This window comes from Pseudofrankia asymbiotica, assembly GCF_001983105.1.
GTDB lineage: Bacteria > Actinomycetota > Actinomycetes > Frankiales > Frankiaceae > Pseudofrankia > Pseudofrankia asymbiotica.
In genome coordinates, this window is record NZ_MOMC01000127.1 from 1 (window position 1) to 15,136 (window position 15,136).

15 protein-coding genes are annotated in these 15,136 nt (G+C 71.1%); 8 read left to right on the plus strand and 7 right to left on the minus strand.

The genetic code is table 11. The features are described 5' to 3' along the window. Positions 1-456, plus strand: a 456-nt coding sequence (locus tag BL253_RS45715; RefSeq protein ID WP_131831694.1) for a response regulator, incomplete at its 5' end; no start/stop codon positions are given. Here BL253_RS45715 and BL253_RS37825 read toward each other — a convergent pair. Further along, complete coding sequence (locus BL253_RS37825; protein WP_076822887.1) at positions 457-1,257, minus strand: polysaccharide deacetylase family protein; 801 nt, start codon at positions 1,255-1,257, stop codon at positions 457-459. It abuts the gene before it with no gap. Positions 1,258-1,565: 308 nt separating this feature from the next. Between BL253_RS37825 and BL253_RS37830 the strand changes: the two genes are divergently transcribed. Both BL253_RS37830 and BL253_RS37835 read left to right on the plus strand, forming a co-directional pair. Next, the gene (locus tag BL253_RS37830) at positions 1,566-2,279 is read left to right on the plus strand and encodes a phosphatase PAP2 family protein (RefSeq protein WP_076822889.1); all 714 of its coding nucleotides are present in this window, start codon (positions 1,566-1,568) and stop codon (positions 2,277-2,279) included. A gap of 217 nt (positions 2,280-2,496) precedes the next feature. Next, the gene (locus BL253_RS37835) at positions 2,497-3,300 is read left to right on the plus strand and encodes a COG4705 family protein (protein WP_241835509.1); all 804 of its coding nucleotides are present in this window, start codon (positions 2,497-2,499) and stop codon (positions 3,298-3,300) included. Between the two features lie 53 nt (positions 3,301-3,353). Here the strand turns inward: BL253_RS37835 and BL253_RS37840 are convergent, their stop codons facing one another. Genes BL253_RS37840 through BL253_RS37850 form a run of 3 tightly spaced genes read right to left on the minus strand, consistent with a single transcriptional unit; the run spans position 3,354 to position 5,524 of the window. Then, positions 3,354-4,115, minus strand: coding sequence for an ABC transporter permease (locus BL253_RS37840; protein ID WP_076822893.1), 762 nt, complete (start codon positions 4,113-4,115; stop codon positions 3,354-3,356). A gap of 60 nt (positions 4,116-4,175) precedes the next feature. Beyond that, positions 4,176-5,093 (minus strand): M56 family metallopeptidase, encoded by a 918-nt coding sequence (locus BL253_RS37845; RefSeq protein ID WP_076822895.1) that lies wholly within the window; start codon positions 5,091-5,093, stop codon positions 4,176-4,178. Continuing rightward, positions 5,090-5,524 carry a BlaI/MecI/CopY family transcriptional regulator gene (locus BL253_RS37850; RefSeq protein WP_076822909.1) on the minus strand — a complete coding sequence of 145 codons (435 nt, stop codon included), beginning with the start codon at positions 5,522-5,524 and terminating at the stop codon, positions 5,090-5,092. The genes BL253_RS37845 and BL253_RS37850 overlap by 4 nt, the downstream gene beginning before the upstream one ends. A gap of 169 nt (positions 5,525-5,693) precedes the next feature. Here BL253_RS37850 and efeU point away from each other — a divergent pair, with 169 nt between their 5' ends. The 3 genes from efeU to efeB all read left to right on the plus strand — a co-directional run bounded on the left by efeU (position 5,694) and on the right by efeB (position 9,222). Then, complete coding sequence (efeU, locus tag BL253_RS37855) at positions 5,694-6,587, plus strand: iron uptake transporter permease EfeU (RefSeq protein WP_076822897.1); 894 nt, start codon at positions 5,694-5,696, stop codon at positions 6,585-6,587. Between the two features lie 125 nt (positions 6,588-6,712). Further along, positions 6,713-7,906 carry an iron uptake system protein EfeO gene (efeO, locus tag BL253_RS37860; RefSeq protein ID WP_076822899.1) on the plus strand — a complete coding sequence of 398 codons (1,194 nt, stop codon included), beginning with the start codon at positions 6,713-6,715 and terminating at the stop codon, positions 7,904-7,906. Further along, complete coding sequence (efeB, locus tag BL253_RS37865; RefSeq protein WP_076822901.1) at positions 7,903-9,222, plus strand: iron uptake transporter deferrochelatase/peroxidase subunit; 1,320 nt, start codon at positions 7,903-7,905, stop codon at positions 9,220-9,222. Before efeO ends, efeB begins: the two co-directional genes overlap by 4 nt. Before the next feature lie 66 nt (positions 9,223-9,288). On the opposite strand, the gene BL253_RS37870 is transcribed toward efeB, so the two are convergent. Together BL253_RS37870 and BL253_RS37875 are read right to left on the minus strand one after the other, a co-directional pair. Further along, the gene (locus tag BL253_RS37870) at positions 9,289-10,113 is read right to left on the minus strand and encodes a permease prefix domain 1-containing protein (RefSeq protein ID WP_076822903.1); all 825 of its coding nucleotides are present in this window, start codon (positions 10,111-10,113) and stop codon (positions 9,289-9,291) included. Beyond that, entirely contained in the window at positions 10,110-10,433 is a 324-nt protein-coding gene (locus BL253_RS37875) for a PadR family transcriptional regulator (RefSeq protein WP_076822905.1), read from the minus strand. The genes BL253_RS37870 and BL253_RS37875 overlap by 4 nt, the downstream gene beginning before the upstream one ends. 30 nt (positions 10,434-10,463) lie before the next feature. Here BL253_RS37875 and BL253_RS37880 point away from each other — a divergent pair, with 30 nt between their 5' ends. Continuing rightward, complete coding sequence (locus BL253_RS37880) at positions 10,464-10,793, plus strand: hypothetical protein (protein WP_131831695.1); 330 nt, start codon at positions 10,464-10,466, stop codon at positions 10,791-10,793. A gap of 585 nt (positions 10,794-11,378) precedes the next feature. Here the strand turns inward: BL253_RS37880 and ltrA are convergent. Continuing rightward, positions 11,379-12,638 carry a group II intron reverse transcriptase/maturase gene (ltrA, locus tag BL253_RS37885; RefSeq protein WP_076822907.1) on the minus strand — a complete coding sequence of 420 codons (1,260 nt, stop codon included), beginning with the start codon at positions 12,636-12,638 and terminating at the stop codon, positions 11,379-11,381. An 828-nt stretch (positions 12,639-13,466) separates the two neighbouring features. Between ltrA and BL253_RS37890 the strand changes: the two genes are divergently transcribed. Then, a complete protein-coding gene (locus BL253_RS37890; RefSeq protein ID WP_076822908.1) occupies positions 13,467-14,288 on the plus strand; it encodes a hypothetical protein in 822 nt (273 codons plus the stop codon). Positions 14,289-15,136: the final 848 nt, after the last annotated feature.

The following is a 15,136-nucleotide window of genomic DNA, read 5'->3' on the forward strand; positions in this document are numbered from 1 at the left end:
GCCACCCGGCAGGCCGCGTTCGATCTCGTCCTGCTTGATCTGCGGCTGCCGGACAGGGACGGCATCGAGGTCTGCCGGGACATCCGAGCCCGCCTGGCCGGCTGCGTGATCGTGATCCTCACGGCGCGGGACGACTCGGCGTCTTCCGCCGCTATGAAGAGCGTGAAGGTCGGCGRCAGGCGGTGGGTCACGGTAAGACGGGCACCCTCGGCGAGCGCGAAGGAGTCGATCTCCACAATGTCGCTGCTCGCGGCGCGAACGCTGAAGTCGCCGGCCCCGAGGCCGTCCGCGGCCCGCGCAGCGCCTCAAGCTGCTGGGTCGCTCGGTGCCGCCGCCGGCCTGGCCACGGCCGCCCTCGTCGGCGTCGCCGCCGCGGCCAGCCACCTGGCTGGCGAGGGGCCCTCACACTGCTACGGGAGCTCTGACCGGAAGCGCGCGGGCCGGCCCGGGCGCTGATCAGGTGAGGAGGTCGCGCAGCCGGACCGGCGTGAGGCCGGCCGCGCGCAGGTTCGCGATGATCCGGGGAAACGCGCCGACGGTGCCCGGGTACCCGAAGTGCATGCTCACGACCGAGCCGGGCAGCGTGCCGGCCCGCACCCGGGCGACGACGGCATCCGCGCCGGGCGACGTGTAGTCGAGCGGGTCGACGTCGAAACCGACCACGGTGCGGTACCCGGCGGCGCCTGCCTCGGCGAGGATCAGCGACGTGGCGTCGCCGCCGGACGGCCGGAAGTAGCGGCCCTGCGCGGGCGCGATGCGCGCCAGGACCTCGCGGCAGCCGACGATCTCCGCCGCGACCCGGTCCGCCGGCAGGACGGCCAGCGTCGGATGCGTGTAGGTGTGGTTCGCCAGCTCGTTGCCGCCGGCGACGATGGGCCCGGCGAGGTCCTCGTGCCGCTCCAGCCACGCGCCGACCGCGAAGACCGTGATCGGCGCGGACAGCCGGGCGGCGTCGGCGAGGAGTTGGTGCGCGAGGGCGAGGTCCTGACCCGCCTGATGCGGGCCGAGATGGAAGGTGAGCGCCACCTGGGGCCGGTCTCGCGGTCCGTGCGACACCGCCTCCGCCGGGCCGCCCGGCGACGACGGCGACCCGGTCGGGACCGCGGCCGGCGGCGTGGCCGTCGCGGACCCAGCTGGCGCCCCCCGGGTGGCCGGCGCCGAGCCGGCCGCTGGTGAGGCGGGATCCGCCGCCGGGGCGGAGCAGGCCGTCAGCGCCGCGGCCGCCGTGCCGGCCAGTAGACCACGGCGGGTCACCATGGGTGCTGTCCGCTCGACGCCACCGCACTCCCCCGTCGACGCCCCGGCGTCCGCCAGCCGAGCCCCGACAGCATGTCCCCGGCCTGATGTGAGGCCGATGTGCCGGCCCGGCGCCGCCCGCCGAGCGCGGGCCGCGCGGCGGGCGGCGGGCGGCGCACACGTTCCTCACATACCGGTCCGCGCAGACTTCCAGACGACATCACGTCGCGGCGGCGTCATGCACGCGGGGGCGTCACGTCGCAGAGGCGGCATGTCGCGGCGCCCGGAGCTCCCGTCCTGCGAGTCCGTTGACGTCAGAGGAGCTGCCGATGCGCGCCGAGYCGGCCGGGCCGCAGGGCCCGCCCGCCGCGCGGTGGACGAGGCTCGGGCGCCCCCGCCTGCTTCTCGCCGTCGGGTCGGGGCTCGCGCTGGTCGCGCTGGCGGTCGCAATCGTCCTGCACGGCGGGAGGCCGACCGCTCTCGACGTGGGCCTGCACCGATGGTTCGTCGACCACCGGGGTTCCGCGCTGTCCGATGCCGCCGTCGCGGTGTCCTACACGGGCACCGGCGTCTTCGCGTACAGCCTCGCCGCCGTCGGCGGGGCCGTCGCGGTGGCGCGGCGGACCCGGTGGTGGCTGGGCGGGGCCGTCGGGGCCGCAGCGCTGGCCGTGGGCCAGCTGATCCGGGCCGGCCTCGCGCTCACGGTCGGCAGGGCACGGCCACCGACGGTCGACTGGATCTCCCACGCGTCGGGCTTCGCCTTCCCCTCCGGGCACACGACCACGTCGGCCCTGGTCGCCGCCGGTCTGGCGGCCGTGATCCACCGCCGGGCACGACGGAACGCCGCCCGCACCGCCGCGGCGGCCGTCRCCGGCCTGTGGGCCGCCGCCGTCGGGGCGAGCCGGGTCTGCCTCGGGGTGCACTGGCCGACGGACGTCCTCGCCGGATGGCTGCTGGCCACTGTGCTAGCCGCCGTCGGCCTGCCCTGGCTGGCCGCCCTGCTCGCGCGGATCGGACGCGACCAGTCCGACGATCCGCGCTGACTGCGACTATTCACGGAATACGCCAGAATTCAACACAGCGAATCCCTGAATTCATTTCTTCACATGCTGCTCACACATTGGCGCGCCTACGGTTCGCCTTCACGATGGCAAACGCCATTCGTGTCATCACCGGGGAGGCGCCGTGACGAAAGTGGACGTAGTTCACGACTTCACCGTCGCTGGAAAGTATGTAGTCAAAAGGCTGCCGGAGATTACGGTGGCGTTCTGGGTGATGAAGATCGCCGCGACGACACTGGGCGAGACCGCCGGCGACCTGCTGGCGCAGACGCTGCGCCTCGGCTACTTCGTCACGACGGTGCTGCTCGTGCTCGTCTTCGTCGGCACGCTCGCCGTCCAGCTCAGATCCAGGGCGTACAACCCGTTCTTCTACTGGACGGTCATTCTCTCGACTAGCACGGCCGGTACGACCATCTCGGACTTCATGAACCGCGATGCCAGCTCCAAATACCTCGCCGAGGGCACCGAATCGCTGGGCTGGGGGCCGCAGGGCCTCGGTCTCGGCTACCCGGCCGGCGCGGCCATCCTCCTCTCCCTGCTGATCGCCGTGTTCATCGTGTGGCGGCTCACGGGGCTGACCTTCGCCATCCGCGACATCGACTCCCGCCGCGGCGAGAGCCTGTTCTGGTCGGCAATTCTCGTGTCGAACACACTGGGAACCTCGATGGGCGACTACCTGTCGGACAGCTCCGGTCTCGGCTATGCGGGCAGCGCGACGCTCATCCTGAGTCTGCTCGGCGTTCTGCTGACGCTCAGGTATGTCCCGGCGGTGTCGAACGTGCTGCTGTTCTGGCTCGCGTTCGTGCTCACCCGCCCGCTCGGCGCCACCGTCGGCGACCTGCTGACGAAACCCGCGGCCAAGGGCGGGCTCGCCCTCGGCACGCTTGGGTCGTCCGCGGTCCTGCTCGCTCTCCTGTTCGGCCTCGTCGGCTACGCCCACGCGCGCGAGCGCCGCCGGGTAACCGCCGCGGCGGCGGACCCGGCGGCGGTCACCGCCGTCTGAGTGGATCGCCTGACGCGTCGGCCGGGACCGGTGGCCATGACGGGCGGCGTCGGCTAGGACCCGCCGGGCCGTCCGGTCTCGTGCGGGCCCGCGGGGAGTTGGCGGGGAGCGCCGAGCAGGTAGGCGAGGGCCACGGCGGCGACGGTCTCGGCGGCGAGCAGGCCGGCCAGGATGACGATCTGGAACCGGGCCGCGTCGCCCGGGCTCGCGCCGCCGAGCAGGGCTCCGACGAACGCGCCGGGCAGGGTGACCAGGCCCGTGGTGCGAGTCTGGTCCAGCGCGGGCACCAGTGCCTCGCCGACGGCGTGCCGGGCGATCGGGGCGCAGGCCTGGCGGGGGGTGGCGCCCAGCGCGAGCCAGCCCTCGATCTCGTCGCGGCGCTGGACGAGGCTGTCCGCCAGCCGGCGGCCGACCAGGGTGCAGGCCGTCATGGTGCCGCCGAAGACGCTGCCGGACAGGGCTATCAGGTGCCGGGTCGACGGTTCCAGCACCGGTATCGCGAACACGATGCCCAGCGTCACCGCCGCGCCGGCCACGCAGGAGCCGGCCACGGCCAGGACGGGCCGGCGGAAGGCCGTGAGTCGACGCGCGGCCGTGATCACGGCGGCGCCCAGCATCACCGCGAGCGCCGCCGCCGCGACGGGCGGGGCCGCGAACACCCCGCGCAGGGCGAGGCTGACGAGCGTGAGCTGCACGACCGCCCGCACGACCGCGACCACCGCTGAGCGCGCCCGACCGACCCGCGCCCACCGCAGGCACCCGACCGTGACGGCGAGCAGGCAGCCAAGACCGACGACCAGCCGCACATCCGCCATCACGGACGTGGTCCCCTCGGTAACGGTGCGCCCGGACTCGCCGCGCGGGTTCGGCCCGGCTCAGCCAAGGGTGGATTCGGACAGCTCGACGACGCTGAAGGTATAGAGCGCGAGGGCGATGACGCTGGCCCAGCACAGCAGCGCCGCCAGCGCCAAGGGCACGGCCGCGCGGGATCGGCGGCGCGGCGGTTCGAGCAGGTCGCGGACCCGGTCGACGACGTCGTGGTGCGCCGCTCCGAGACCACCAGCCGGCGGCGGGGCGGCGAGTGCGGCGACGCCCAGGGCGTGCGCGACCGTGACCGGGTCGCCGACCGCGCGGACCGCGACGGCGTCGGCCCAGCGCTCGATGGCCCGGTCGACCGCCCGGGCCACCGGCGACAGCGTCGGGTGGGCCGCGGCGGCGAGGCGGGCGAGCTGCGCGTAGCGGTGATGGTGGTGGCGCAGGTGGGCCTGCTCGTGCGCGAGCAGCGCCCGGCGTTGCGGGCCGGTCAGCGAGCGCAGCAACCCGGTCGAGACGACGACGCGGCGGTTGCGGCCCGGCACGGAATAGGCATGCGCGGCGTTGTCGTCGACGATCGTCAGCTCGCCCACCGATGGCCACGTCGCGACGACGGCCGCCGTGCGCCGGGCGGTCGCCACCGCTCGGCCCAGGTGCCGGGCCGCCCGGCCCAGCAGGGCGGCGGCCACGCCCCCCGCGGCCAGGCCGACCGGGATCGGAACGGGCAGCCGTTCCCGCAGCGTCGGCGTCGACCAGTCGCTCGGATGCGTGGCGGGGAACCGCTCCACCACGCCCAGGAAGGCGGTGAGGCACAGCAGGGCCAGGGTGGCGAACGACACGGTCAACGCGAAGCCGGTCAGCGCMACGGTCGCCGCCGCCGGCGGGAGGCGCCGCGCGGCGCGGGTCGCGACCCGGCCGCCGATCAGGCCGGCCGCGACGGGTGCCATCGCCAGCACGAGCAGCGGCGCGAGGACGGTCATCCGGGGCCGCGAAGCCGGCGTTGGGCCTGCGGATCCGGGTGCGCCCGTTCCCCTTCCGGGTGGCGGCCGAGCAGGTCGCGCAGGATCAGCGCCGAGTCCTCGTCGAGGTCGTCGACGAACCGGGACAGCACGCTGGCGCGGTCGACGCCGGCATCGAGGAGCTTGCGCATCTGCCGAGCGGTCAGGCCGGCCTGCGCCTCGGTCTGGTCGCCGACGAGCTGGTAGGCGTAGGCGCGGCCGCGGGGAGTGCGGGTCAGCGCCTGTTTGGCATACAGCCGGGTCAGGGTGGTCAGGACGGTGGTGTAGGCGAGGTCGCCGCCGAGCTCGGCCTGGACCTGCGTGGCGGTCAACGGCTCGCCCGCCGCCGCGAGGCAGGCGACGACCTCGTTCTCCAGGCCTCCGCTGGGCCGGGGATGCGCTCGGCCAGCCATCACGTCGCCTCCCCGCCCGATCGCCTCGGCCACGCCTGAGCCCGCCGCGTCGCACCTCGCGGCCATTGTGACATCGGCACCAGCGGGCTTGCGTTTCCCACAGATGTTAGGTATGCCTAACCTTCACAACTATTGACCGATAGTTTCCGAGGGGGAGGGCGGGGCGCGCGTGTTTGCGAACTACCTGATCGGCCTGCGGGAGGGCCTGGAGGCCGCGCTCGTCGTGAGCATCCTCGTCGCGTACCTGGTCAAGGTCGGCCGGCGCGACCGGCTCGTCGTCGTGTCCGGCGGGGTGGCCRCCGCCGTCGCGGTCAGCGTGGCCTTCGGCGCGCTGCTCACGTACACGTCGACGACGCTGCTGTCGTCCTTCCGCAGCCAGGAGATCTTCGGCGGGACGATGTCAGCGCTGGCGGTCGTGTTCGTCACCTGGATGGTGTTCTGGATGCGCCGCACCGCGCGCGGGATGCGGGCCGAGCTCGACGGCCGGCTCTCCTCCGCCCTGGAGATGGGCGTCCTCGCCGTCGCCCTCACCGCGTTCCTCGCGGTCGCGCGCGAGGGCCTGGAGACGGCGCTGTTCTTCTGGTCGGCCGTGCAGGCGGCCGGCAGCACGACCGCTCCGGTCGTCGGGTTCTCGCTCGGCATCGCGACCGCGGTGATGCTGGCGTGGCTGCTGTACCGGCGTTCGGTGCGGCTGAACCTCGCGCGGTTCTTCACCTGGACCGGCGCGGKCCTGATCGTGATCGCCGCCGGGGTGCTCGCCTACGCGGTGCACGACCTGCAGGAAGGCGGCGTCATCGGCGGCCTGAACACCCTCGCCTTCGACGTCAGCGACCAGATCTCCCTCGGCTCCTGGTACGGCGCCCTGCTCAAGGGCATCTTCAACTTCTCGCCGCAGACGACCGTCGCCCAGGCGATCGCCTGGGTCGGCTACGTCGTGCCCGTCATGACGATCTTCTTCCTCGGCGGTCGGACCCGGTTGGGCCGACCGAGCGCCGCGCCGGCCTCGACGCCCGCCGACAGGACCGAGCGACCGGCCGCCGGCAGCGCGGCCAGCCACGCCTGACGGCACCCGATCGCGCACCTCGCCTGTCACGACCTGTCACGCCGCCCGCTTCATCTCGTACGGCCGCGGCTCCGCCGGACGCGAAGCTCGCCCCGACGACTCAGCCGATCTCTGGGAGACAACCGGTGACATCGCCCGCCATCCGCATCGTGCGCCTGGCATCCCCCGTCGTCCTGACCGCGGCCCTGGTCGCCAGCTGCTCATCCGACAAGTCCACCAACTCCGGCGCCCGGTCCGGCGCCGGGCCCGGGACCGTAGGGCCGATCGCGGTGAGCGCGGGGGACAAGAACTGTCAGGTGGGCCGCTCCACGCTGCCGGCGGGCCGGCACACCTTCGAGATCACCAGTTCCACCTCGCAGGTCACCGAGGTGTACGTCTACGCGCCCGGCGACCGGATCATGGGCGAGGTCGAGAACATCGGCCCGTCGACGAAGCGCAACCTCATCGTCGACCTGCCGGCCGGTGCCTACGAGGTGGCGTGCAAGCCCGGCATGGTCGGCAACGGCATCCGCACCGCGCTGACGGTCACCGGCCAGGCGGCGCCGGCCCAGACGCTCGACGAGAACCTGACGGCGGCCGTCACCTCCTACCGCACCTACGTCGAGACCGAGACCAAGGCGCTGGTCGACACCACCGCGACGTTCGTCGCGGCGATCGACTCCGGTGACCTGGCGAAGGCCCGGGAGGCGTACCCGACCGCGCGCCTGCACTACGAGCGGATCGAGCCGATCGCGGAGTCCTTCGGCGACCTTGACCCACTCATTGACATGCGCGCCGACGACGTCACCCCGGAAACTCCGTTCGTCGGCTTCCACGCGCTGGAGCAGCTGCTGTTCGAGAAGAACACGCTCGACGGGGCGAGGCCGCTGACGACCGCGCTGACCACGAACGTGGGCAAGCTCAGCACGCTGGTGAAGACTGTCGAGTTCACGCCCCTGGTCATGGCCAACGGTGCGAAGTCGCTCCTGGACGAGGTCGCGAAGTCGAAGGTCACCGGCGAGGAGGAGCGCTACTCCCGTATCGACCTCGTCGACTTCGCCGGCAACGTCGACGGCGCGAAATACGTCTACGCCGCGCTGCGCCCGGCGTTGCAGGAGAAGAAGCCGGAGCTGGTGACCGCGCTCGACAAGCGGTTTCCCGCCCTGGTCAACCTGCTCGACACCCACCTGGCCAAGCCCGGCGACCAGGGCTACATCGCGGGCAGCCCCTACGTTTCCTACGACGCCCTCACCCCGGAGCAGATCCGGGCGCTCGCCGTCGAGGTCGACGCCATCTCCGAGCCGACCGGCCAGATCAGCGGCGTGGTGACCGCCGGATGACGGAGACCCAGCATCGGGAGCCGGCCAACGGTGCCGACGCGCCGGCGCCCAGCCGACGGCGGATGTTCGGGCTGCTCGGCGGCGCCGCGGCGCTCGGCGCCGCCGTCGGCGCGGGGGGCACCGCCGCCGGGCTCGACGCGACCTCGGACGACCGGCACGGTTCGCAAACGCCGGGCCGTCCGGTGGAGTTCTTCGGCCCGCACCAGGCCGGGATCGCCACACCGGCGCAGGACCGGCTGCACTTCGCCGCCTTCGACCTGAGCCCCACGGTCGGCCGGGCGGACCTCGTCGCGCTGCTGACCGCCTGGACCGCGGCGGCGTCCCGGATGGCCGCCGGACAGGGCGTCGGCACCGGCGCGGTCACCGGCCCGCCAGGCGCGCCCCCCGACGACACCGGCGAGGCGCTCGGCCTGCCGCCCGCGCGACTGACCCTCACGGTCGGATTTGGCACCAGCCTGTTCACCGACCCCGACGGCCGGGACCGCTTCGGGATCGCCGCGTCCCGGCCACCCCAGCTCGCGGACCTGCCCGCCTTCCCCGGCGACGCGCTCGACCCGGCCGCCAGCGGCGGTGACCTGTGCGTCCAGGCGTGCGCCGACGACCCGCAGGTCGCCGTGCACGCCATCCGCAACCTGGCCCGGATCGCCCGCGGCACCGCGTCGGTGCGCTACTCCCAGCTCGGGTTCGGCCGCACCAGCTCGACCTCGACGAGCCAGGCCACCCCACGCAACATGATGGGATTCAAGGACGGCACCGCCAACCTCAAGACCGAGGACGTTGCCGCCATGAACACCCATGTCTGGGCCCAGCCCGGCGACGGGCCGGACTGGATGACCGGCGGCAGCTACCTCGTCAGCCGCCGGATCCGGATGCTCATCGAGCCCTGGGACTCCACCCCGCTCGTCGAACAGGAACGCGTCATCGGCCGCCACAAGGGAAGCGGAGCGCCGCCCGGACTGGGCGACGAGTTCGACCCGCTGAATCTCTCCTCGAAGGGCCCCGACGGCGAACTGCTCATCGACGCCAACGCCCACGTCCGGCTTGCGCACTCCTCGCACAACAGTGGAGCCGTCCTCCTGCGCCGCGGCTACTCCTTCACCGACGGCACCGACAACCTCGGCCGCCTCGACGCGGGCCTGTTCTTCATCGCCTACCAACGCGACCCACGACGCCAGTTCGTCACGATCCAGAACTCACTCGCGGGTAAGACAGCCGACGCCCTCAACGAATACATCCAGCACGTCGGCAGCGGCCTGTTCGCCTGCCCACCGGGCGTCCAACCCGGCCAATACTGGGGCCAGCGCCTGTTGGGATAGCCGACGCGCGTCCCGGACGAGTTCGCGAACAAGGGAGGCGTCCCGCGCCCGCCTTCACATCGCCGGTCAGGCCCCGTAGGCCGGCAGCACCCGGTTGAGTGATATCGCGTAGGCCGCGGCGACGGCCAGCGCCACAAGGCCACCGCTGAGGTAGTAGCCGGCGCCCGACGAGACGCCGACGACGGTGTCATCCGCCGCCAGCCCAACCAGGACCGCGCCGGCTGCGCCGAAGGCCGTGGCGCCGACCGCGGGGACGAGGGTCGAAGGCAGGCTGGAACGACGGGGCCGCCCACCGCGCCGGCGGTGGACCATGGCAGGAGCGTTACCCACGGCCAGAACGAGCAGGCCAACGAGCCCCGCGAGCAGGCGCAGCGACACGGCGTCCTGGCTGTTCTCGAGCATCGCGGCCTGAGCACAGCTCGCGGCGCCCGGATGGACAGCCAGAAAGTGCGCGCAGGCGGCGGTCGGGTACGCCACGCCGGCCGGTCCGCCACCGACGAAGTGCCGGCCGAAGGCCGCGTTCATCGCGGCCGCGACCCCGCCGCTCACTCCGATCGCCACCAGCCCGATCCCAGCCATCCGCGCGGCCGCCCACGTGAGGTCGCGAATCGCCGCCCAGCTCGGCCGGTGCCAGGAGGACACCGCGGCGGCCCTGGTGAAGGCACGCGGGTCACCGAGCCGGTCGACCGCGCGGCGGCGCGCCTCGACGACCGGCAGGCCCTCCGCCACGCCAGCGGCGGTGGCCTCCCGCAGGTGGTCCTCGGCCTCCGCCAGCAGCCGCCGTGCCCCGCGGGCATCGGCCGGAAGCCGGGCGTACAGCTGGTCGAGATAGTCCTCGACCGGGTCGTCGACGCGGGTCGCCGGGCCGTCTCCGGCGCCGCGGGCGCTCATGCCGTCGCTCCCGTAACCGCGATGACGCCCCGCGCGAACCGGGTCCAGCTCGCCCGTTCGGCCGCCAGCTCCCGATGGCCGGCGGCGGTCAGGGCATAGGCGCGACGGCGGCGACCCGCGTGCTCCACCCAGTCGCTGACAAGCAGGCCGGCGCGCTCCAGGCGGTGCAGCGCGGGGTAGATGGTGCCTTCGGGCAGGTCGAAGCCCCCGTCACTGCGCTCCCGCAGCCGGGTGATGACCACGTAGCCATGGGCGGGCTCGTCCTCAAGCACCGCCAGAAGCAGGAGGTCAAGGTGCCCCTTGAGTCGCTCTCGATCCATACCTAGTAACGCTAGGCATCGTATTACTAGGTGTCAAGGAGTACGGCCTCCAGCCAGGACCCGCTCGAACGAGCGCCCCCGGCCCGCCGCCCGCCCACAGCTATGCCGCTCAAGCCACTTGACGGACCCTGCTCGCCGGATACGCAGGCCGGGGTCGTCGCGCACCCGCACGGCAGGGCGCCGACCCCGGGACTGGTGGACGCGCCGCAGGAGATCAGCTGGTTTCCCGCGCTGGCGATGGACGAGCTGCGGACGGCCGTCCGCTCGCTGCGGACCGACACCCCCGTCACGGCGAGCGGCTTCCCCCTCACGGAGGAGATCAACTCCGCCCCCTCGCCGAGGAGGGCATCGAGGTGCTGAGCCGGCCGTTTCGGGCCCGGGGGTCGTCGTGGACATGTCGGCTCGCCGGCGACCGCGGCGATCCTGGCCTGTGTCGCCGAGGCCGGCTACCRCATCGCGCAGGAGAGCCTGACCAACGTGCTGCGCCACACCCGCGCCACCCGAGTCCGCGTCGAGCTCGACCACGGGCCCGATGCGGTGGGCATCGTCGTGCCCGACGACGGCCGCGGGCGCGCTCGACCTCGGTCACGCCGAAGGCCACGTGTCCGCCCGTCGATCCGCGCCCGCCGGTAACGGGTCAGGGCGCGCAGCCCCCGGATCGGCTGAGGCGCGACAAACGACGAGCCGACCAATCCGGAATCGACCAGCTCGGCGATCCACACCACGTCCGCCACATTCGTCTTGATGCGTCGTCCCGGGACGCTCGCACAGTCGAGTGGCCGGGGGCATTTCAGCCCCCGGCCCTCACAGATCCGGGCGTGAACCTCTCGATTCACCCGGCTCCTGCTGCACGCCACGGACGGTGCTTGCCTGGCTGCCGGCAGCGACGGCTCATTCCCGGAGGTTGGCCGACGCTGCCGGTGACCGCGCCGTCCCGCGGGGTGGTCAGTAGCGCAGCCGCCAGTGCGCGAACAGGCCTGGGGACCGTTGCCGGACCCCTTGCAGCCATTCGCGTGCCCGGCGGTCGCRTCTCCTGAGCCGTTTGTATTTTCCCTTGGCCCAGCGCACGAGATGGCGATCGATGCGCCTGCCGATGGTGAGCACCACGGACGGGTAGAACATGGTGAAATACGCAAGCCAGCCCGCCACCACCGGGTTGATCGTGGCGGCGAGCTGTTCGAGGGTCTGGTTCGTGCGCCTGTGCAGTCTCAGGTCATGCATTCTGCGGCTGAACTCGGTCACCCGCTCGGGCGAGGCACCCGGGAGGAAGCTCGTGAAGGCCTTCTTCGCGGTCGGGTTCCACGCCCTGCGGGCCCGGAACGTGTAGGACAGGAACGTGAACGACGTGTTGTCATGGTCGCCCGTGCGCTTTCCGTCCTTGCAGTACACAATCCGGGTCTTGTCGGGATGGGCCTCAAGACCGATCTCAGCAAGCCTTGCTACTACCGCGTCCCGCACGGCCAGTACCTGTTCCAGGCTCGCGCAGTGGAGCACAACATCGTCCGCGAAACGTTCGAAAGCGACGTCCGGGAACTCGCGCACCAGCCAGGCGTCGAGCCCCCAGTGCAGGAAGATGTTGGCGAGCAGCGGAGACAGGGGACCACCTTGAACCGTCCCCGTTGTTCTTTCTTCCAGGGTCCCGTCGGGCCGCTTCAGCGGCATTTTCAGGCAGCGCTCCACATACATCAGGACCCATTTCTGGTCCGTGTGGTAGGCCACCGCCGCCATCAGCCTGTCCCAGGGCACCGTGTCAAAGAACGACCGCACGTCCAGATCCACGACCCAGTCATGCGACCAGCACCGGCGCCGGCAGACCTGCAGCGCCTGCCGGGGCGAACGGCCAGGCCGGTAGCCATAGGAGTCCGGATGAAACACCGGCTCTACCTGCGGCTCCAGGCTCATCCGCAGCACCGTCTGCGCCACACGGTCCACCACGTTGGGAACTCCGAGGACCCTTACACCTCCCTTCCCATCTCGCTTCGGGATCTCCACCGCCCGTACCGGCCCAGGAAAGTACGACCCCGACGACATGCGATTCCACAGCACGTACAGGCGGTCCTTGACCTCTGCCTCGAACTGCTCGACCGTCACCCCGTCAGGCCCGGGCGCCCCACCGTTCTCCTTCACCCTCAGCCACGCATCCCACACCAGCTGCTTCGGGATTCCAAACGACTTGCCCCGTGACGCCGGTCCACTCACACGCATCCTCCCCTTAAGACGGTTGTGCGTATCCGTGTCCCACCACAGCCACTTCCCCTTGGCTCCACACCGACCACGAACAGCCAGGCTTCACAGCTACTCGGGAAGGTCCGCCCACGTGCCGCGCGACGGTAATTGCCCCTCACGGATTCAGCCGCTTGAGGGCTCCCTCTCACCACCGGCCAACCCCAGCCAGCAGCAGTTTCACGGCACGTGTTCACATGTTCCATGCGAGAGCAGCAGATCGGGCTGATGCCACCTTTACGCCGGACRCCACCTGGGCAGAAGACGGGTATCCCCCAGACTGATCCCAGGACCAATGTGAGACCCTGGTTTTGACGTCACCTGATGTGCTTTCGACGCTTCGAACGGCAGCAGGCTTACACCCTTTCGCACATCTTCCCGATCCCCACCTGCCCGGATAGCATCCGGACTTTTCCCCGACGTTCAGCACGACAGTCTTCAGCTAACGCACCTCGAGGCGGTTTGGAGCCTCCCCCCGCATGGGCGACTCCGGAGGGCCTACCCCCATCTCCCGCACAGCACCACAGTCAGCAAGCACGCCATCACATATCGCTTACCTCCTGCGTTCATGTTCACACCACGTCGCGCACACCCTCGTCAGCTCACCCATCCGACGATCACCTCTTTCGGCGCTGRTCGTCACCGCTATCAAGATCGAAACGGCCGTCTCCCCCGCCCCACGAAGAACGGCTACACCACCACGGGCACAGCMCGAAGGACCTCTGCGATCACGAGCACCGCACCCCGCGGCACCGGCCCACACAGGCCGATCGGCACCGCCGCTTCGATGCCACTCAGGGCCGGTGCCCGGTGAACCGACGGAAGAAGACCTCAGCCGCCCAGCCCCACAAGGACGCTTCGGCCCTGGCCGGATCTGTGCATGCCGGGAAACTCGTCACCGCCATGATCGGCATCGTCGTCGCGCTCACGTTCCTGTTCGGCTTCGGGAACTCGTTCGCGCTCGGCCTCCGCCTCGGCGTCCCGATCTTCATCGCACCCCTGGTGGCCCCGGCGGTCGACCTGTCCGTCGTCGGACTGCTGTTGGGGATCCGCCAGCTGGCGCTGAACGGCGGCCCCGCCAAGGTTCAGAGGTCCGCACGGCGACTCCTCATCTTCGCCAGCCTCGTCACCCTCGCCCTCAACATCGCCGAACCACTCATCGCCGGCCACTACGGCAAAGCAGCCTTCGACGCCATCGGACCACTACTCATGATCGGCTGGGCCGAAGTCGCACCCGACCTCATCCAAGCCATGCAGACAACCCCAGCAAACAAACTTCCGCCAGCACCACCGACCACGGATGACCCATATGCCTCGACAGCGGCCGATCAGCCGGCAGGACCGCCACAGACCCCTGAGACCAAACAGGCGGAAGCGCCCCCGGCCGGCGAGACAGCCCCACGAAAGGAACCAGGAGCCCGGGAACAGGACCTCCTCCACCGAGCCCGCGCCGAAGACGTCCTCCACTGGCAAAACTACCAACGCCCCATCTCCGCCGAAACCCTCCGCAAACGACTCCACATCGGCGCCACCCCAGCCCGCAACCTCGTCACCCAGCTACGCACCGACACCCACACCAAGATCGAAAACGGCGCCGGGCCACCAGACGACGAGCCCGGGCAAGCCGTCTAACTGAAGATCCATACCCAGAGGCCATGGTCACGTTGGGTCGACCTGGTCCCGCAATGAGACGAGCCGCTCTTCGGCGACGTCCGAAAACGCCAGAGCCCCGCGCCACGAAAAGCGGCTGCGGGGCTCTGACCTGCCTCGACCAGGCGCGCACTCCAGGGAATCGAACCCCAACCAATGATCCACAATGACGTGAACCACCGAGGACGTCCACCACGTCCACCAAGCACTGTCCTTCACGGCCAGCCTACCCGGTGTACGCCAGCAGAGACGAAAGACGATCACCGACCTGGGCCGGATCGCCCTAGCCAACGCGACCTAGCTTCATTGATCGTCCGGTCGTCCGGTCGTGCGGACGCGCGACCGGACGCCGGGTCATAGGCGAACCGGATCTGCATCCCGCCGCTTCAATGATCGCCTCTCCTTGCCGGCGGAGCGGCCGGTGCGGCCTGCGAGTGTCGACGGCAAGATGCCCGTTCAGCGTCCCCCGACTTCAGTGATCATCCGCCCGAGCGAACGGAGCGACGTTCGGCGCGATCAGGATGTCGCGGCGCGCGACGGTGCTTCGGTGATCGCCCGCCCCAACAGGCGGAGCGACTCCGCATCTCGGCCGCTCGCACGCCCCATCCAGACCGGATGCAACCGACCCCTCGACATGATGATCTACGATGCCTTGCTGAGGTCTCAAGGTACGGGTAAAAGTGGGTCTGACCTGCGTGCGAGCGGTCCTGCGGGTTTCCGAGTGATCAGGGCGCTCGCGGAATCCGTCAAGCTTTTTGAGGCAGTGTTGTTCGAAAACTAGCTACTCGTCGGTTCCGGGTCTGGTTGCTCCTCGTCCGGTGGCCGGTTGA